Consider the following 17,400-nt stretch of genomic DNA (forward strand, 5'->3'; position numbering starts at 1 on the left):
GAAGCATGCCAAGCACTTCTGGCGCCGCTTCGTTGCCAGGAACGGCGCGGATTTGCTCGACGAAATTCAATCCTTGATGAGAGGCTTCGGCAGCAAGTTCACGATAAATTTTGCATGACTACTTAGTGAATTAACACGGCCACCTTTAATTGGCCGCTACGAACGATTCTTACCAAGAACGATGTTTCTGCGCTGTATGTGCATACAGTATAATCACTGGCCTCGTGAATCCACTATTGGAAGCATGATTGCCGCGCGGCAATCAAAAAATAAGTTGACGGAATTTCATATTTGCACAAAAATTAGGTTGACGTTTCCGAAAAAACGCACCAAAATTAGGTTGACACAATCCCGAAAGTGCACAAATGACCTTGCCTCTGCCTAGCACCTTTAATCACAACCTTTCTCACGATCGCTTGGAATTCATAGCGCGTCTACTCCTGGATGAGCTTTATGCTACGGAGGACGACTTGACTAGACCTACTGACAACGGTTATACGCGTGGCTGCACGACGTTCATGCGTCAACGGAATCGCATTATTGCAGAGGCGCTGACCGGACAACAGCCTTGGTTGACGATCGTGAATTCTGGTAATGATTTGGTGTTCGCTCTTGGTGGGGTTCCGTGCAGGTTTAGCAACGATGATCCTGCTAATCCTTCTAAGGTTGCTGTGCTCACTGCGAACCGGTATCAGACAGAGTTTCTTGAGTTCGCCCCTGCGACAGACGCTGGACGGTTTTGCTTCGTAATTGATCGTGGTTACAACGGCGCTGATGAGCCGAGGGTAGAGTTTTTAGGGTTTACAGCCAACGATACATTGGCTTGCCGCTGGGTGTCGGGCACGATTCGAGTTCTTCGGGTTGAAGGCAAACAGGCGCTGCCACAAGCCGTTGAAGTGGCGAAACCTGTCGTTGCGCCCAAGCGCCGCGACGATGGAGATGTTGCTGAAGAATCGGTTCAATGAGCAATTTTATTGGAAGTAATTTACGACTAATTCGCCTATTTCACAGACTTTCTCTTGCGGACTTAGGCGAACGAGTTAGCGTGTCTAAACAGTTTCTGAGCAGAATCGAAAATGGTGGTGAGGCAGTGGCGGATTCGCTAGAAGACGCTTTAGCTGCTGAGCTAAATGTACTTCCCGATTTCTTTTATCACGTTGACCCCAATCCGATCACAGATGAGCAATGCCATTTTCGAAGGCAACTCACTACAAAGATAGTTCTTAGGCACGAAGCTCGCGCTCGAGGTGAAATTTTGAAGCGCCTTGTTGGCGTTTTGGACGAGCATGTCGAGCTTCCTAAGTACCAAGTTGCTGAAGCTGATCCTACCTATGCAGAATCCATTGAGCGCGCGGCAGAAAAATTCAGATCAGCCTTTGGGCTCGGCCTTGGGCCTCTTAGCAACGTAACTCGAATCGCTGAAAACGCGGGTGCCGCAGTTATGAAAGTCCGTGGCCTCGCAAGTGAAATCGACGCAATTTCGTTCGCTACTAAACGGCCTATCATTGCCTTGAACGATACGGATCGGTCCGCGTGTCGTGAGCGGTTTGGCATCGCACACGAACTCGGTCATTTCTCTTTGCACATTGGCATTTTGACTGGTGATAGGTTGACTGAAGCCCAAGCAAATCATTTCGCAAGTGCTTTGTTAATGCCTAGGAGCACGTTTGTACGCGAGTGTCCAATTGCAATCAGGGGTTCTCGGTTGAACTGGCCGGGACTTTCAGAGTTAAAGCTACGTTGGGGTGTTTCGAAGGCAGCTATCCTCTTTAGAGGAAAGCAACTTGGAGTATTTAACGAGGAACAAGTACGAGCAGGCTATATTAGGCTCAATCGTCATGGGGAAGCTGTTCAAGAATCTGAGGATAGGTTCATGACAAGCGAAGAGCCAGAGATCATCGTTGATGGATTGGAAGTAATGAGAGATCACTTTGGGATCCCGACAGCAGCGATTGCGCGTGAGATGCGTGTTCAACCATGCTTGCTTGATAGCTTACTTCCTCTGCCATGCGTAGAAAGAGCAGAAAACGTCGTCGCATTCCGTCGCTAAGTATTATTTGGGCCAGTGGAGATAAAGCGAGTTCGCCAGAAGTTTGACGAGTCTTTCTCTTCGAGGAGTGCCCAGCTGGACCGTTCGCAATATCCGTCTCATGCAACGCATGGGGCCGAAGGGGGACGTCGATCTAAAGCGCGTTGGATAGCTTGCCGCATCCTGTACAGGCAGTCGGCGTGATTGCCGTCGTGCGCACGCGCGTCGTGGTGGGCCGGGCAGAATAGCACGGTCTCTAGGTCCTTGCCGTGACCCGCAGTAAGGTAGGCCTCGCCGCAACCGGCGCGCCAGTCGCTGCTGGTCACACCCACCATATTAGATATACGGCCGCATAACACTTACTCTGTTCCGTCTCGTCCGTCTCGTTAGCCGTTGCCACCATGAGGCGTGTGACACCTCTAGGTCAAAGCCATAGCGGGCTTCCTGCCGCAACTCCATGGCCGCCGGTAGTCGGCTTGGGTCGATGCCAATCGCGGCACAGTAGTAGTCTAGTACCTGCTGTGGGTCCTCAAGCGCGAGTACCGTGTCATGCAGGTGCAGCGGCAACGGGAGCGCATGTTCTGGCGCACCATTAGGCGACCAACTACGCCGGACTGCACCTCTCGATAGCAAGTTCCGGAATAGGTTCCATTCGTAGATCAAGACGCCGTCGATTTCGTAAGCATTGAAATAAGGCAGCGTATGCACAACGACAAAATACGAGTTCGCCAAAATGTGATCGACGGAGATTTTGATGTCTCCCAGTGCAGAACGAACTTGATCCAGTACTGCGGGTTCGGCGAGTCTGGCGCGCAGCGCGGCGAGACGGTTGACGCCCTTAGTCAACGGTCCATTTTTCGCTCCCCAATCGTGCAATTCGTCGTCTAAGCCGGCTGTGCGGCTGTCGCGTTTCCATTTGGCCTGTACGAAAAAAAATTTGCGACGCTCAACGTCATAAAGGGTTAGGTCACAGTCGTACATTGAACCTGCGCCATTGGCGCTACGCTTGAAACCGGGCCGAACTAAGTAATCGGTGGATGGCACGTGTTTGCGCACATAGGTTGTGATCTCATCCTCGAATTTTTCCCCCAGCTGAGTTGCTTGAGTTTCGCTTAGGACGGCGCCCTTGCAGCAGTGGATTGCATGGGCGAGTCCAGTCGTTCCAAGACTGAGCGTGCCCGAAACGCTGCGCTGAATGCCTTGGTCCGAGGGCAGCGCATTCGCGCGTTCAGTCAATACATGATCGAGCAAGTCGGAGTCTAGACGTAGTCGTTCGATCAGGTCGGAGTCCGGGCGCAGGATCGTTTCGCCGGCCAAGCGTACCAATTCCAACAGGGCGAACCAGCGGCACAAGTTGCGCGCATTGCGAATAAGCGGGACTACCTCTGGGGCGCGGCGCATATGGGAACCGAGCGAGAAAAAGGTGTCGAGAAAGCGGTCTGCTAATTCGTCTAGCAGCTCTGGCCTAACCAGCGCGGCAATGCCGCTAGTTCCTGTTCGATCATATCGACGCAGATCGGCAATAAGTGCAAGCAACTCTCGACGAAGCATCAACTCCGTATGCTCCTGCATCGGCGCTGTTAACACTCGATTGCGGAGGCATTTGATACCGCTGGGTGTCAGGGAAAACTCGATCTGTGAACCGATGCTTTGCGCCTTGAACAAGCCGGCTAGCGCAAGGAAGGCAGCTTCGTGCAAGGCAATCGCGCGCAGAGCTAAACGACTGCTATCTACATCGAGCTTGGACATTGATCCGGCAGCGGGTACGGGGTGACCTTGTGCTTTGGCACGCTTTTCCGCACGCTTCCGCACCCAAGCAGCATTATCACGTAACACTTCCTCAAGCAGAAATAATTGCGTCTTGAGCATATCTTCAGGCATCCGAGGCAGTCGCCGTGAGCCGATTGCACCAGGTTGCATGAATACGCCAGAAGCGTCATCAATTTGCGAAACAGGTAATGCGCCCTCCCAGATAGCCCGAGTATTGGCCATTCCGCGGTACGCTTGAGCCAGTTGCGGCAACTTTTCGTCAACACGTTTGCAACTTTCGTCGCTGAAAGGGTGGCGAAAAAAATTTTTAAGCGATTCCCATTCGGGCCGTACCAACAGCGCCAGATCTATGTCGATCAGCATAGGAGTAGCAAACAGTAAGAGGAAAGCCCACATGAGCGAGCCATCGGTTGTCTATCGGACATGCAATCATCAAAAAAAGGCGGCGCTCGAATGTGTTGACGGGTGCGCTAAACGCACCCAATATGTGAACCAGTGCGACGCGTCGAGCGCTGCACTGAAGACGAACCACTTGGCGCCGCAATGGCGTCCCGTCACGGCCTGGACCCAGAGCGGACGTCACTCCTCCACAGGAACCCAGTCGGACGGAAGCTGATGCCATGGTGCGTCAGGAAATTTTCTAGCCAGTGCTTGCTTTTTTACCCGCTCACGTCTGATGCTTCCACCTACCGACCATGCATCCCCGTTGCCGTTGTAGTCCACTCTTAACCGCTCGGGCACATGGGCCTCAGCGTCGTACGCAGCGATAATTTCCAGATCTTGAATACTTGGATCGTGTACTTGGGTTGTCCCGATAGTTACTCCGCCCTTCCAAATAGTCACCTCAGTGGTACCTACTGGCCATTGCACCATGGCGGCCTGGTCGCAAAGCGCTGTATGAATGGGATGCGTTCCTATGCTCAACCACTTTCCTGATCTGACAGCCCGCCCAATAGAAGGATGTCCAACTAAGAAACGAGACATGACTGCGGCAGAAAGTGCATCAGGAATTGAAACGACTTCGCTCCTTAAGCGAAAGAAGCCGATACTTTTTTCTGGCGTCACTTGACCATAGTAGATGAATCCGTCATCACCGTCGATCGCGTATAACGCACCTGGCTTCAGGCTAGCTCGTGCGCTCGGGAAAGGGGTAAATGGTAGAGATTGACGTAGAGGTGCCGACATGGTTTTGAGACTTACACTACAGGGTTGGTTCAGTGATCTGAGCGTCCATCAAGGCCACTCTTCGCCGGAAGCAGACGGTTTAACTACTCATCGTCAAGTTCGAGCAAGGGCGGCAGCGGCGTTCCGTCCTCCAACGATCCTAGCTCGTCTCTCGCCATCCGCATCAGCTTTTCGACTTCGGTGAACGGCAGCTCCTCGACGCACAACGTTGAATGCGGCTTCGAAGGCTGCTTCTTGGCCAGCACGTATTTGCAGCGGGGCGACTTCCAGGATCATCAACGTTGCTTTCAACGGTAAAGGTTTGTGATGGCGAAAGGCCGGGAGCCCTGAACGGCCGATCTTGGCCGAATTCTGCCTGTCACGACCGGCGGCGTCCGACCCTGAGCATACGGTCGCGGCCCACGAGGGCTCAACGAGTCTATCCGGAACCAGACCCATGGAACAGGCGTTCGAGTTGGCCCAGCTCGCAGTCAATGCCAGCGGTGACAGTCCATTCTTCAGTTGCGCCCTGCAATCCGTGCAGCTCGACGTTGAAGACAACATTCCCGAGTGCAGTACAGGTCGCGGAAAGCTTGAAATCTCCTTCAATCGACTGCCATTCCCGTGTGCCTCTCCATGGCCCGTCCTGCTTGCCAAGGTCGGCAAGGAACGCTTGAAGTCCGGGAGCATCGCCGGTTTCAACCCACACTTCGACCTTTGCCGAGACGGGGAAACCAACGAGCTCAGCGAGCAAATACGAGCCGCTTGCGCAGCTGATTCTAAGTTCGCGATTTGAGCTACAGGATCGGATATTGATCATGGGGAGCGAGCACTTGTTAGGTCGGAATTGCAGGTCCGCTTGTGGCCCAGGCTGTGTAAAAACGCGACCCGGGTGGCGCGATGCCGCGACTCGACCTCTTAAAGCGCTCGCTACGCCGTTTTCTCGAGGTCGGGAATGGTAAAGAGCCCCCTGAAAACACGCGTGTCGCGCGTTTTTACACAGCCTCGGCCGATTGCAGGCGTCCGGTATGGCTCAGTGTATGAGCTTGTTGCTGCTGGAGCAAGTACGACGTCTCCTCAGGCGCTCTACAGTCGGATGTTTTGCGGCGCCAAGTCGCACGGGTTCGGGCACGGCGAACGGTGAGACAAATCGTCGAGCTGTTCCCGCTACCGCTTCGGATACCCCGTAATCTCCGCAATCTCCCGATACAGCGGCTTCAACTGCCGATACATCTTCAGATAGACCTGCCGGTACAGCCGCTCGTACACGTCGCGGTGCGCCGGCACGGGTTCGAACACGCGGCCCACCCGCGTCATCGCCCCGATGGCCGCCGCGAAATCGCGATGCAGGCCGAGGCCCACGGCCGCGTCGATGGCGGCGCCCAGGCCCGACGTTTCGTACACGTGCGGGCGCGCCGTCGGCAGGCCGAAGATGTCGGCCGTCAGCTGCATCGCGCAGTCGCTCTGCGAGCCGCCGCCCGATACGCGCAGCTCGGTGATCGCCACGCCGCTGCGTTTTTCGATGCGTTCCTTCCCTTCGCGCAGCGCGTATGCCAACCCTTCCAGGATTGCGCGGTAGACGTGCGCGCGGGTGTGCACGTCGCCGAAGCCGACGATGGCGCCCTTCGCCTCGCGGCCCGGCACGCGGATGCCCGGCGTCCAGTACGGCTGCAGCATCAGGCCCATCGCTCCCGGCGGGACGGCGCTCGCCATCTGGTCGAACAGCTGTTCGGGCGCCACGTCCTCCGCCAGCGCGCGGGCCAGTTCGCGGTGACCGAACTGCTCCTTGAACCAGTTGACCATCCAGTAGCCGCGGAACACCTGCACCTCGCTGCTGTACGCGCCGGGGATCGCGGCCGGATACGGCGGCAGGAACGGCGTCACCTCGACGTAGCGCGTGCCCGTCGTGTTGATGGTTGCCGTCGTGCCGTAGCTGAGACATCCCACGTGCGGCTCGCGGCAGCCGGCGCCGATCACCTCGCACGCCTTGTCGGCGGCGGCCGCCAGCAGCGGCGTGCCGGCCGGGATGCCGGTCGCCTCGGATGCCGCACGGCTGATTTCGCCCAGACGCTCGCCCGGTTCCACGAGTTCCGGCAGCATGCGCGGCTCGACTGCCAGCGCCTGCCACTTCCAGTCGCGCGGGCCGGCCCAGCGGCGGCGCTTGTAATCGAACGGGACGTAGGCGACCTGCGAGCCGGACGAGTCGGCGAAACGCCCGCACAGCCGCCAGTTCAAGTAGCCGGACAGCAGCAGGAATTTGTCGGTCGCGGCCCAGACGTCCGGTTCGTGCGCGCGGATCCAATTGATCTCGGCCTCGCCGCGGAAATAATCGATGGTGCGGTCTACGCGCGCCAGCTTGAACGCGGCACGCCACCACCACGGCAGCGGCGGCACGATGTCCGTGTGACGCTGGTCGAGCCACGTGATCGCGGGCCGCAGCGGCCGGCCGTCGCGGTCGAGGTTGACGACCGTGCCGCGCTGCGTCGTCACCGCCACGCCGGCGATCGATGCGCGGCGCACGCCGGGCCGGGTCCACAGACCCTGGCACGCGCGGCACAGCGATTGCCAGTAATCTTCCGGGTCGTGCTCGGCCCAGCCGGGGTGCGTGGAAAAATACGGGTCCAGCATCACCTGCGATTTGGCGACGATGTTGCCGGCGAGGTCGAACAGGATCGCGCGCACGCTCTGGGTGCCGTTGTCGATGGCGAGGATGGTGGGCTCAAGCTTCATCGGGCAGGCCGTGGTGCTGGTTCCAGTGCGCGCGGTAGGCCGCTTCTTCCTGCGCCCACTGCGCGTCGTCCCAGCCGAGTTCCGGCTGGCAGATGGCGCGGATGCGTGCCATGTGTGCAGCGCCGCCGCCGCGCAGCAGCAGGCCGAGGCGGGTGCGGCGCAGCAGCACGTCGTCGAGGTGCTGCACGGCTTCGGCGCGCGCGGCCCAGCGCAGCTCGGCCCACGCGGTGTCCGTGCCGGGAATGCGTTCCAGTTCGCCCGGCCGCGCCGCGTCCAGCAGCGCCGCGGCGCAGGCGCCGTAACGGCCGCGCAGGCGGCGGCCGAGCCCCGCGTCGACGCTGCCCCGCCCCGCCGGCATGGCCACGGGCGCGAACACGGCGCGGACGTCGAGCGGATCGCGCCAGCCCGGCAGTTGCGCCTGCACGAGGCGCAGCGCGTCGAGGGCGATGGCGCGGAACGTCGTCAGCTTGCCGCCGGCGATGGCGACGAGGCCGTCCGCGCTCCACACGACGTGCTCGCGCCCCTCCTGCGACGGCGCCCCGCCCTCCTTGCCCGCGATGACGGGGCGCACGCCCGCGTAGGTCGACACGATGTCCTCGTCGGTTAGTTGCAGATGTGGGAACTGCGCCCGCAGCGCCGCCATCAGGTAGTCGACCTCCGCGCGGGTGATGCGGGCCTCGCGCTCCATCGGGTCGCGGTGGTCCAGGTCCGTCGTGCCGACCAAGGTCGCGCCCTCCCACGGAAAGGCGAACACGGGCCGGCCGTCGTGCGGGTGCATCAGGCTGACGGCGCGCGCCAGCGGCAGGCGCCACGCGGGCAGGACCAGGTGGCTGCCGCGCAGCGGACGCAGGCGCGGGCCTGCGCCATGCAGGGGCCCGGACCACGCCCCCGTCGCGTCGACGACGACCTTGGCGCGCACCGTGTATTCGGTGCCGTCGACGCCGCAGGCGAGCGTCGCGCCGCACACCCTGCCCCCGTCGCGCAGCAGCGCGGTCGCGCCGAGATGGTTGACGGCCGCCGCGCCGTGGCCCTGCGCCTCGCGCAGCACGCGCAGCACGAGCCGGGCGTCGTCCGTGCGGGCGTCCGTGTAGACGATGCCGCCCGCGAGGCCGTCCCGTTTCACGTTCGGCGCCGCCATCAGGAAGTCGTCGGCGGGCAGCCAGTGGCGTTCGCGCCGTCCGGCCATCATGTCGTAGAGCGCAAGGCCGGCCAGGAAGCTGCGCCGCCCGCGCGCCTTGCCGTACTGCGGGAACGCGAAGCCCTGCGGCTCGACGAGGCCGGGGGCGCAGTGCAGCAGCATCTCGCGCTCGCGCACGGATTCCGCCGTCAGGCGCACGTGGCCGTCCTTCAGGTAGCGCAGGCCGCCGTGCACGAGCTTCGACGAACGGCTCGACGTGCCCCATGCGAAGTCGCGGCGTTCGACCAGCAGCGCGCGCAGGCCGCGCCGCGCGGCCTCCAGCAGCACGCCGGCGCCGCAGATGCCGCCGCCGATCACGAGCACGTCCCAGTCGCGCGCCAGCGCGTCCGGCAAGCCCGCGCGTCCGCCCCGTTGCCACAACGCGGAGAACTGGCCGCTCATGGCGTCACCAGCTTGCCGGGATTCATGCGGCCGTCCGGGTCGAACGCTCGGAACAGCGCGCGCAGCGCGGCCATGCCCAGTTCGCCCTTCTCGCGCGCGAGCCACGGCGCGTGGTCGCGGCCTACGCCGTGCTGGTGGCTGATCGTGCCGCCGCTCGCGACGATCGCGTCCGACACGGCCGTCTTGAGCAGGCGCCAGCGCGCCAGGTCCGCGTCGTAGTCGCCGGCCAGGCGCCAGATAAACGTCGAATAGACGCTGGCGCCCTGCGGATACAGGTGCGACAGGTGCGTGTACGCGTGCACGCGTTCGCCGTCCCGGGCGAGCGCATCGTGCGCGGCGCCTTCGATCGCCTGCATGGCCGGCGTGACGCGGGGCCAGTCGAGCGCCGTCTCCACCGTGTCGATCGCATAGCCGTGCGACCACGCGCTGTTGCGCAAGTAGACGTTGCGGAAGCGGTTGCGCTTCCAACGCTCGCCCAGCCCGCGGCCCGCATGCACGCCGCCGTCGCGCCGCGCCAGGGACAACGCGCCCTTCAAGGCGGCGCGGGCCTGGGCGCGCTCGCCGCTGGCGCCCACGAGCAGCATGCATTTGCCGGCGCCCGCGCCGCGCAGCTTCAGCCACGCCTCGAGCAGCGCCACCTGGCGGCCGTGGCCGGCCAGGGTGAGCATCGTCGCCGTCTCCACCGCGTTCGACAGGCGCAGCATCGACAGGCCCAAACGCGCCTGCACGATCGTCCGCACCGCGAGTTCGGCGGCCGTCCAGTCGGGGAAGAACACGGCGTGGAAAGCCTCGTACGACGGCAGGGGCGCGATGCGGACCGTCGCTTCCGTCAGGATGCCGAGCCGCCCTTCCGACCCCAGCACCAGTTCGCGCAAGTCCGGACCGGCGGCGGAAGCGGGAAAGGTCGGGATGACGAGCGGGCCGGCCGGCGTCTCGACGCGGCCGCCGGCGAACAACTGCTCGATGCGGCCGTAGCGCAGCGATTGCTGGCCGGACGAGCGCGTGACGACCCAGCCGCCCAATGTCGAATAATCGAACGATTGCGGGAAGTGGCCCAGCGTGTGGCCGTGCGCGCGCAGCTGCGCTTCCAGATCGGGCCCCGCCACGCCGGCCTCGAACACGGCCAGCTGCGCGTCGCGGTCGATGGCGACGAGCGCGCGCATGCGCGACGTGTCGACGGACAAGGTGGGGCGCGCGCCGACGGTATCCAGGTGGCCGGCGACGCTCGTGCCGCCGCCGTACGGGACGACGGCCGCGTCGTTGTCCGCGGCCCAGCGCAGCAGCGCGCGCACGTCGTCCGCGCTTTCGGGAAAGGCGACGGCGTCCGGCGCCGCGTCGATGCGGCCGTAGCGCAGCCGCAGCCAGTCCGGCAGGCTCTGGCCCGTCGCATGCGCCAGGCGAGTCGCGGGACGCGCGTCGGCCAGCGGATGCGCCGGCAGCCGGCCGGGCGGGAGCGCCCCGCACAGCGCGTCGAACGCGGCGTCGCGCGGCGCCGTGCCCGCGCCGATGCCCGCGCGCAGGAACGCCAGCGCTGCCTCGCCCAGCGCCACCTCGATCGTATCGTCTCCCCACCCGTTCCAGCGTCGCATCCTGCCGTTCTCCCCGTCGTGTTATGTCGTTATACTCGTTGGCGACCACTTTAAGAAAAACGACGACGGGGGTATTGCGGATTCATGCCAAGCGCTTGTTCGAACATGCCAGCCTCGCCGCCGCGCGTCACCGCGGCCTATCTGCAGCCGCTGCTGGAGACGGCCGCCGCGCGCGGCGTCACGCCGGCCGCGCTGGCGGCGGCCGCCGGTCTCGCATCGGGCGCGCTGGACCCGCCGCCGGACACGCTGGCGGCGCTCGACTACATCGCGCTGCTGGACGCGGGCAGCCGCCTCGCGCGCGATCCGCATTTCGGCCTGCACGTGGGCGAGCGCGTGCGGCCCGGCACGTACAGCGTGTACGGCCTCGTGCTGCTGGCCTGCCGCGACATCGGCCAGGCGCTGGAACAGACGCAGCGCTACGAACGGCTGGCGCACGATCTCGGCCGCTCGCGCCTCGAACCGCTCGGCACCCTCGCGCGCTACACGTGGACCAGCCATTTTCCCGGCGCGAGCCGCCACCTGGCGGAAAGCGTGTTCGCCGGCATCCGCACGTTCGGCAGCTGGCTCGCGGGCCGGCCGCTGGCGCCGCATGCCCTCGCCTTCGCGCACGCGCGCCCGCGCGAAGCCGACCCGGCGGAATACGCGCGCGTGCTGGGCATGGTGCCGGACTTCGGCGCGCCCGCGCACACGGTCGATTTCGATGCGGCGCTGCTCGCGCTGCCGCTGCCGGCCGCGGACACGGGCATGTATCCGCTGCTGCAGCAGCATGCCGAACGCCTGCTGCGCGAACGGGAGCGGGCGGCGGGGGACATCGTCGCGCAGGTGCACGCGGCCATCGTGCCGCGCCTCGCGACGGAGCCCGTGCGGCTGGCCGGCATCGCGGCGGCGCTCGACCTGTCGCCGCGCACCCTGCAGCGCAAGCTGGCCGACGCGGGCGCGACGTTCCAGCACGTGCTCGACGCGGCGCGCTATGCGCTGGCGATGGACTACCTGCGCCAGGACGGGCTGTCGCTCGTCGACATCGCCTTCCTCCTCGGCTTCCAGGAACAGAGCGCGTTCACGCACGCGTTCCGCGAATGGTCGGGCATGAATCCGGGCGCCTGGCGCGAACGGACGTCGGCGCGTTCATGAAACCTATCATTTCTGAATGTTCGCGTTAACATTTCATGTTAGACTTTGAAATCACGTCGACACGACGTTGACCAACGCATCCGCCCTGGGGGACTGTCGGCGGGTTGAACAACACGAACAGGAAAAGAAAAAATGTGGAAGTCGTTATTCCTTGCGGGGGCGTCCGTGTGGGCGCTGTCGGCGCAGGCCGCGGCGCCGGCCATGCAGCGCGTCGGCACGGGCATGCAGGTGCGCACGGACGCGGGCGTGCTGACCATCGAACCGGTGGCGCCGCGCGTGATCCACGTCCGCTTCGGCCCGGCGGGCTTCGCGGGCAATTACAACCCGGCCGTCATCGCGCCGCCGGAGAAGATCGCCTTCAAGATCGACGAGGGCGCCGACGCCTGGACGCTGTCGACGGCCGACCTGCGCGTGCGCGTGGCGCGCGCCGACGGCAACGTCACGTTCCAGACGCCTGACGGCAAGGACGTCCTGCAGGAAGGCGGCCGCGACGTCACGCACGGCGTCACGCAGCGCTTCAATACGGGCGGCATCGTGTACGGCCTCGGCCAGCACCAGAACGGCCTGCTCGACTACAGCGGCAACATCGTGCGCCTGCAGCAGGCCAACCGCGACGTGGCCGTGCCGGTGCTCGTCTCGCCCAAGGGGTTCGGCATCCTGTGGAACAACGCGGCCGTCACCAACGTGGAACTCGACCTGCCCTCGGGCCCGGCCATGCTGCTCCGTTCGGAGGCGGGCGGCGTCGACTACCATTTCATGTACGGGCCCGAGCTCGACGACGTGATCAAGGACTACCGCCACCTGACCGGCACGGCGCCGATGATGGCGCGCTGGACGTGGGGCCTGTGGCAATCGAAGGAACACTACGCGACGCAGGACGAGCTGCTCGGCATCGCCGCGAAATACCGTGAAATGAAGGTGCCGCTCGACGCCGTCATCCAGGACTGGCAGTACTGGGCGCCGGGCCAGTGGGGCAGCCACGCGTTCGACAAGTCGCGCTACCCCGATCCGGCCGCGATGGTCAAGAAGCTGCACGACGAGCACGTCCACGCCATCATCTCGGTGTGGGCCCGTCTCGACCCGGACACGGCGAACACCAAGGCGCTGGACGCCATCGGCGGCCTGTACCCGGCCACCTACCCGAACGTCTACCCGGCCGGCAAGGGCCGCTGGTACGACGCGTACAACCCGCGCGCCCGCGACCTGTACTGGCGCCAGGTCATGCGTGGCCTCGGCACGCTCGGCTTCGACGGCTGGTGGCTGGACGCGTCCGAGGCGGAACTGGGCGGCTGGTGGGGCCAGATGCGCGACGTGAAGACCGCCGCCGGACCGGGCAGCGTCGTCTACAACGCCTACCCCCTGCTGCACACGACGGCCGTGCATGACGGCATGGTGCGCGATCAACACGAAAAGCGCGCATTCATCCTGACCCGTTCCGCCTACGCGGGCCAGCAGCGCAACGCGGCCATCACGTGGTCGGGCGACACGATGGGCACCTGGGACGTGTTCCGCCGCCAGGTGCCCGCCGCGCTGAACTTCACCATGAGCGGCATCCCGTACTGGTCGGCCGACATCGGCGGCTTCTTCGGCGGCAAGCCGAAGGACCCGGCCTATGCGGAACTGTTCACGCGCTGGTTCCAGTTCGGCGTCTTCAACCCGATGTTCCGCGTGCACGGCACCGGCGACAGCAAGGAAATCTGGCAGTTCGACGACGCCACGCAGGCGATCCTGCGCCGCTACATCGACCTGCGCTACCGCCTGCTGCCGTACATCTATTCGGCGTCGTGGGACGTCACGCACAACGACGGCACGATGATGCGCGCCCTCGCCTTCGACTTCCGCGACGACGTCCAGGCCCTGCACATCCCGGACGAATACATGTTCGGCAAGGCCCTGCTGGTGGCGCCCGTCGTGCAGGCGACCGCGCAGGCGCGCGAGGTCTACCTGCCCGGCAAGGATGCGTGGTTCGATTTCTGGACCGGCGCGAAGCTGGATGCCGGCCGGGTCGTGACGGCGAAGGCCGACATCGCGACGATCCCCGTCTACGTGCGCGCCGGCAGCATCCTGCCGCTGGGCCCCGTCAAGCAGTTCGCGGACGAGAAGTCGGACGCGCCGATCGACCTCGTCGTCTATCCAGGCAAGGATGGCGCGTATGAACTGTACGACGATGGCGGCGACGGCTACGCCTACCAGAAAGGCGCCTACGCGCTGGTGCGGATGACGTGGCACGACGGCGCCAAGCGGCTCGACATCGCCGCGCGCCAGGGCCGCTACGACGGCATGCCGGCGCGCCAGGCGTTCGCCGTGCACTGCGGCCCGCAAGCCGGCGCCATCGTCAAGGTCGTCTACGACGGCAAGGCCACCTCCGTCGCGCTGCCGCACTGCGGCGGCTGAACGGGCTCAGGACCTGCGCGCCCGTGCGCGCAGGTCGTCCAGCGCCGGCACGATGGCGAGGCCGCACAGCAGCAATGCGAGCGGCACCGTCGCCACGTAGCCGAGCACCTTGAAGCCGAGGGCGCCGGCCACGCCGCCGCCGAAAAAGCTGCCCAGCAGCCCGCACAAGACTCCGAGGCGCTCGTGGTTGGCCGTCACGCGCGGCCGCGCCGGGTTGCCCGGGCCCTTGTCGATATTCCAGTACAACATCTTGCCCAGTTCGATGCCGATGTCGGTGACGATGCCCGTCATGTGCGTCGTGCGGATCTCGGCATGCGACAGCTTCGTCACGAGCGCGTTCTGCAGGCCCATCGTATAGCACAACAGCATCACGGTCGCGGGCACGAACAGGCCTTTGACCTCGGACAGGCGCGCGCCCAGCACGCCGAACGCCAGCAGCAGCACGGCTTCGAACAGCAGCGGCAGCGCGTACTCGCTCGCGAGCGCGCGCCGGCGGCCGTAGTTGACGAGCAGCGCCGTGCTGGCCGCCCCGAGCACGAACGAGAGCATGGCGCCCAGCGCGTCCAGCACGAGGTCGAACGCGCCCAGCGCGAGGTTGTCGGACGCCGACGACACGATGCCCGTCATGTGCGACGTGTACTGGTGTACGGCCAGGAAGCCGCCGGCATTCATCGCACCGGCCACGCCGGCGAGGGTGAAGCCGAGATGGCGGTTGGCGCGCGCGCTGCGCGCCTGGGCGGTAAGGGTGCGGACGTAGTTGACGGGCATGATGGGTGGGCGGCAGGGATTCCTTCCATCAATACTAGCGCAGCCGGAGGCGCCCGGAAAGGCCGCCGCGGCACCGGATTGCGCCTACGTGGCTATAATTGCCCTTCTCATACCGAACATCGCCAAGAAACCACATCGCCGTGAATCCACATCTCGACCGCCTGCATCCCTATCCGTTCGAAAAGCTGCGCCAGTTGTTCGCCGGCGTCACGCCGAATCCCGACTACCAGCCCATCAGCCTGGGCATCGGGGAACCGAAGCACCCGACGCCCGCCTTCATCCAGAAAGCCCTGACGCACGCGCTGGCCGGCCTGGCCTCGTATCCGACCACGCACGGGACCGAACCGCTGCGCGCCGCGATCGCCGGCTGGCTGGAACGCCGCTACGGCATTCCGGCGCTGGACCCGGCCACGATGGTGCTGCCGGTGAACGGATCGCGCGAGGCGCTGTTCGCGATCGCGCACAGCGTGGTCGACGCATCGAAGCCGGGCGCCCTCGTCGTCAGCCCGAATCCGTTCTACCAGATCTACGAAGGCGCGGCCTACCTCGCGGGCGCCGAGCCGTATTTCGTGAACTCCCAGCCGGCGCGCAACTTCGCCTGCGACTATGCCGGCGTGCCGGCAGACGTGTGGCCGCGCGTGCAACTGCTGTACCTGTGCTCCCCCGGCAATCCGACGGGCGCCGTGCTCACGCTGGACGATTGGCGCGAACTGTTCGCGCTGTCCGACCGCCACGGCTTCGTCATCGCGGCCGACGAATGCTATTCCGAGATCTATTTCGGCGCCACGCCCCCGCTGGGCGCGCTGGAAGCGGCGCACCAGCTGGGCCGGAGCGGCGGCGCGCGGCCGTATCCGAACCTGATCGTGTTCTCGAGCCTGTCGAAGCGCTCGAACGTGCCGGGCATGCGCTCGGGCTTCGTCGCCGGCGATCCGGAACTGATGAAGAAATTCCTGCTGTACCGCACCTACTGCGGCGGGGCGATGTCGCCGCCGGTGCAGGCCGCGTCGATCGCCGCGTGGAACGACGAGGCCCACGTGCAGGACAACCGCACCCTGTACAAGGAAAAATTCAACCTCATCACCCCGCTGCTGAAACAGGTGATGGACGTGGAACTGCCGGACGCCGGCTTCTACCTGTGGGCGGACGTGCGCCGCACCGGCCTGTCGGACACGGAGTTCGCACGCGGCCTGTACGCCGAATATAATGTGACGGTTTTGCCCGGCAGTTACCTGGCGCGCGACGCGCACGGCAGCAATCCGGGCCGCAACCGCATCCGCATGGCGCTCGTCGCCGAAGTGGACGAAGGACTGGAGGCGGCGAATCGCATCGTCCAGTTCTGCAACAACCTCAAGGCTTCCTGAATCACCACCTGAACAGACCGACATCATGACCCAACAACTCCAGAGCATCATCGACACCGCGTGGGAACAGCGCGCAGACATCAGCCCGGCGGGCGCCAGCGCGGAAGTGCGCGACGCGGTCGCCCACGTCCTGGCCGGCCTTGACGACGGCACCCTGCGCGTCGCCCAGAAAGATTCCGGCAGCTGGGTCGTGAACCAGTGGATCAAGAAAGCCGTCCTGCTGTCGTTCCGCCTCGAGAACAACGTGCCGGTCGAGGGCGGCGGCATGCAGTTCTACGACAAGGTTCCGACCAAGTTCGCCAACTACACCGCCGAAGATTTCGCCAAGGGCGGTTTCCGCGTCGTCCCGCCGGCCGTCGCCCGCCGCGGCTCGTTCATCGGCAAGAACGTCGTCCTGATGCCGTCGTACGTGAACATCGGCGCCTACGTCGACGAAGGCGCGATGGTCGACACGTGGGCCACCGTCGGCTCCTGCGCCCAGATCGGCAAGAACGTCCACCTGTCGGGCGGCGTGGGCATCGGCGGCGTGCTGGAACCGATGCAGGCCAACCCGACCATCATCGAAGACAACTGCTTCATCGGCGCCCGTTCGGAAATCGTGGAAGGCGTGATCGTCGAAGAGAACTCGGTGATCTCGATGGGCGTGTACATCGGCCAGTCGACCAAGATCTACAACCGCGAGACGGGCGAAGTGACGTATGGCCGCATCCCGGCCGGTTCCGTCGTCGTGTCAGGCAGCCTGCCGTCGGCCGACGGCAAGTACAGCCTGTATTGCGCGGTGATCGTCAAGCAGGTCGATGCCAAGACCCGCGCGAAGACCGGTATCAACGAGTTGCTGCGCGGCGTTTGATCCGCCACTTCATGTGTTGGTGATGGTGGGCTCGG

The 17,400-nt window shown here is 64.2% G+C and carries 14 protein-coding genes; 6 read left to right on the plus strand and 8 right to left on the minus strand.

The window, feature by feature from the left end; genetic code table 11:
• The first annotated feature begins 365 nt into the window (after nt 1-365).
• Nucleotides 366-965 (plus strand): hypothetical protein, encoded by a 600-nt coding sequence (locus ISF28_RS10950; protein ID WP_198117222.1) that lies wholly within the window; start codon nt 366-368, stop codon nt 963-965.
• Entirely contained in the window at nt 962-2,050 is a 1,089-nt protein-coding gene (locus ISF28_RS10955) for an XRE family transcriptional regulator (RefSeq protein WP_198117223.1), read from the plus strand. The genes ISF28_RS10950 and ISF28_RS10955 overlap by 4 nt, the downstream gene beginning before the upstream one ends.
• 315 nt (nt 2,051-2,365) lie before the next feature.
• Here ISF28_RS10955 and ISF28_RS10960 read toward each other — a convergent pair whose 3' ends face one another.
• The 7 genes from ISF28_RS10960 to ISF28_RS10990 form a co-directional block, all read right to left on the minus strand.
• Nucleotides 2,366-4,162 carry a hypothetical protein gene (locus ISF28_RS10960; protein WP_198117224.1) on the minus strand — a complete coding sequence of 599 codons (1,797 nt, stop codon included), beginning with the start codon at nt 4,160-4,162 and terminating at the stop codon, nt 2,366-2,368.
• 216 nt (nt 4,163-4,378) lie between these two features.
• Nucleotides 4,379-4,984, minus strand: a complete 606-nt coding sequence (locus ISF28_RS10965; protein ID WP_198117225.1) for a hypothetical protein — start codon at nt 4,982-4,984, stop codon at nt 4,379-4,381.
• An 83-nt stretch (nt 4,985-5,067) separates the two neighbouring features.
• Nucleotides 5,068-5,229, minus strand: coding sequence for a hypothetical protein (locus ISF28_RS10970; RefSeq protein WP_198117226.1), 162 nt, complete (start codon nt 5,227-5,229; stop codon nt 5,068-5,070).
• A 173-nt stretch (nt 5,230-5,402) separates the two neighbouring features.
• Nucleotides 5,403-5,783, minus strand: coding sequence for a DUF6228 family protein (locus tag ISF28_RS31170; RefSeq protein ID WP_370663419.1), 381 nt, complete (start codon nt 5,781-5,783; stop codon nt 5,403-5,405).
• Between the two features lie 347 nt (nt 5,784-6,130).
• Nucleotides 6,131-7,693, minus strand: coding sequence for an FGGY-family carbohydrate kinase (locus tag ISF28_RS10980; RefSeq protein WP_198117228.1), 1,563 nt, complete (start codon nt 7,691-7,693; stop codon nt 6,131-6,133).
• Nucleotides 7,683-9,272, minus strand: coding sequence for a glycerol-3-phosphate dehydrogenase/oxidase (locus tag ISF28_RS10985; RefSeq protein ID WP_198117229.1), 1,590 nt, complete (start codon nt 9,270-9,272; stop codon nt 7,683-7,685). Before ISF28_RS10985 ends, ISF28_RS10980 begins: the two co-directional genes overlap by 11 nt.
• Nucleotides 9,269-10,861 (minus strand): FAD-binding oxidoreductase, encoded by a 1,593-nt coding sequence (locus ISF28_RS10990; RefSeq protein ID WP_198117230.1) that lies wholly within the window; start codon nt 10,859-10,861, stop codon nt 9,269-9,271. The genes ISF28_RS10985 and ISF28_RS10990 overlap by 4 nt, the downstream gene beginning before the upstream one ends.
• 105 nt (nt 10,862-10,966) lie before the next feature.
• On the opposite strand from ISF28_RS10990, the gene ISF28_RS10995 reads away from it, so the two are divergent.
• A complete protein-coding gene (locus ISF28_RS10995; protein WP_229519011.1) occupies nt 10,967-11,992 on the plus strand; it encodes an AraC family transcriptional regulator in 1,026 nt (341 codons plus the stop codon).
• 132 nt (nt 11,993-12,124) lie between these two features.
• Nucleotides 12,125-14,386 carry a glycoside hydrolase family 31 protein gene (locus tag ISF28_RS11000; protein ID WP_198117232.1) on the plus strand — a complete coding sequence of 754 codons (2,262 nt, stop codon included), beginning with the start codon at nt 12,125-12,127 and terminating at the stop codon, nt 14,384-14,386.
• Between the two features lie 6 nt (nt 14,387-14,392).
• Here ISF28_RS11000 and ISF28_RS11005 read toward each other — a convergent pair whose 3' ends face one another.
• Entirely contained in the window at nt 14,393-15,154 is a 762-nt protein-coding gene (locus ISF28_RS11005; RefSeq protein ID WP_198117233.1) for a YoaK family protein, read from the minus strand.
• A 140-nt stretch (nt 15,155-15,294) separates the two neighbouring features.
• On the opposite strand from ISF28_RS11005, the gene dapC reads away from it, so the two are divergent.
• Nucleotides 15,295-16,515 (plus strand): succinyldiaminopimelate transaminase, encoded by a 1,221-nt coding sequence (dapC, locus tag ISF28_RS11010; protein ID WP_198117234.1) that lies wholly within the window; start codon nt 15,295-15,297, stop codon nt 16,513-16,515.
• 25 nt (nt 16,516-16,540) lie between these two features.
• Nucleotides 16,541-17,365, plus strand: coding sequence for a 2,3,4,5-tetrahydropyridine-2,6-dicarboxylate N-succinyltransferase (gene dapD, locus ISF28_RS11015; protein WP_198117235.1), 825 nt, complete (start codon nt 16,541-16,543; stop codon nt 17,363-17,365).
• The last annotated feature ends 35 nt before the right edge of the window (nt 17,366-17,400 follow it).

The organism is Massilia rhizosphaerae, assembly GCF_016093545.1.
Taxonomy (GTDB): domain Bacteria; phylum Pseudomonadota; class Gammaproteobacteria; order Burkholderiales; family Burkholderiaceae_D; genus Telluria; species Telluria rhizosphaerae.

Excerpts from the sequence above, each read along its gene's own strand:
- ISF28_RS10960 (WP_198117224.1), bottom strand. The coding sequence starts at position 4,162 with ATGCTGATCGACATAGATCTGGCGCTGTTGGTACGGCCCGAATGGGAA.
- ISF28_RS10965 (WP_198117225.1), bottom strand. The coding sequence starts at position 4,984 with ATGTCGGCACCTCTACGTCAATCTCTACCATTTACCCCTTTCCCGAGC.
- ISF28_RS10950 (WP_198117222.1), top strand. The coding sequence starts at position 366 with ATGACCTTGCCTCTGCCTAGCACCTTTAATCACAACCTTTCTCACGAT.
- ISF28_RS10985 (WP_198117229.1), bottom strand. The coding sequence starts at position 9,272 with ATGAGCGGCCAGTTCTCCGCGTTGTGGCAACGGGGCGGACGCGCGGGC.
- ISF28_RS10995 (WP_229519011.1), top strand. The coding sequence starts at position 10,967 with ATGCCAGCCTCGCCGCCGCGCGTCACCGCGGCCTATCTGCAGCCGCTG.
- ISF28_RS10955 (WP_198117223.1), top strand. The coding sequence starts at position 962 with ATGAGCAATTTTATTGGAAGTAATTTACGACTAATTCGCCTATTTCAC.
- ISF28_RS11005 (WP_198117233.1), bottom strand. The coding sequence starts at position 15,154 with ATGCCCGTCAACTACGTCCGCACCCTTACCGCCCAGGCGCGCAGCGCG.
- ISF28_RS10980 (WP_198117228.1), bottom strand. The coding sequence starts at position 7,693 with ATGAAGCTTGAGCCCACCATCCTCGCCATCGACAACGGCACCCAGAGC.
- ISF28_RS10990 (WP_198117230.1), bottom strand. The coding sequence starts at position 10,861 with ATGCGACGCTGGAACGGGTGGGGAGACGATACGATCGAGGTGGCGCTG.
- ISF28_RS31170 (WP_370663419.1), bottom strand. The coding sequence starts at position 5,783 with ATGATCAATATCCGATCCTGTAGCTCAAATCGCGAACTTAGAATCAGC.
- ISF28_RS11000 (WP_198117232.1), top strand. The coding sequence starts at position 12,125 with ATGTGGAAGTCGTTATTCCTTGCGGGGGCGTCCGTGTGGGCGCTGTCG.
- dapD (WP_198117235.1), top strand. The coding sequence starts at position 16,541 with ATGACCCAACAACTCCAGAGCATCATCGACACCGCGTGGGAACAGCGC.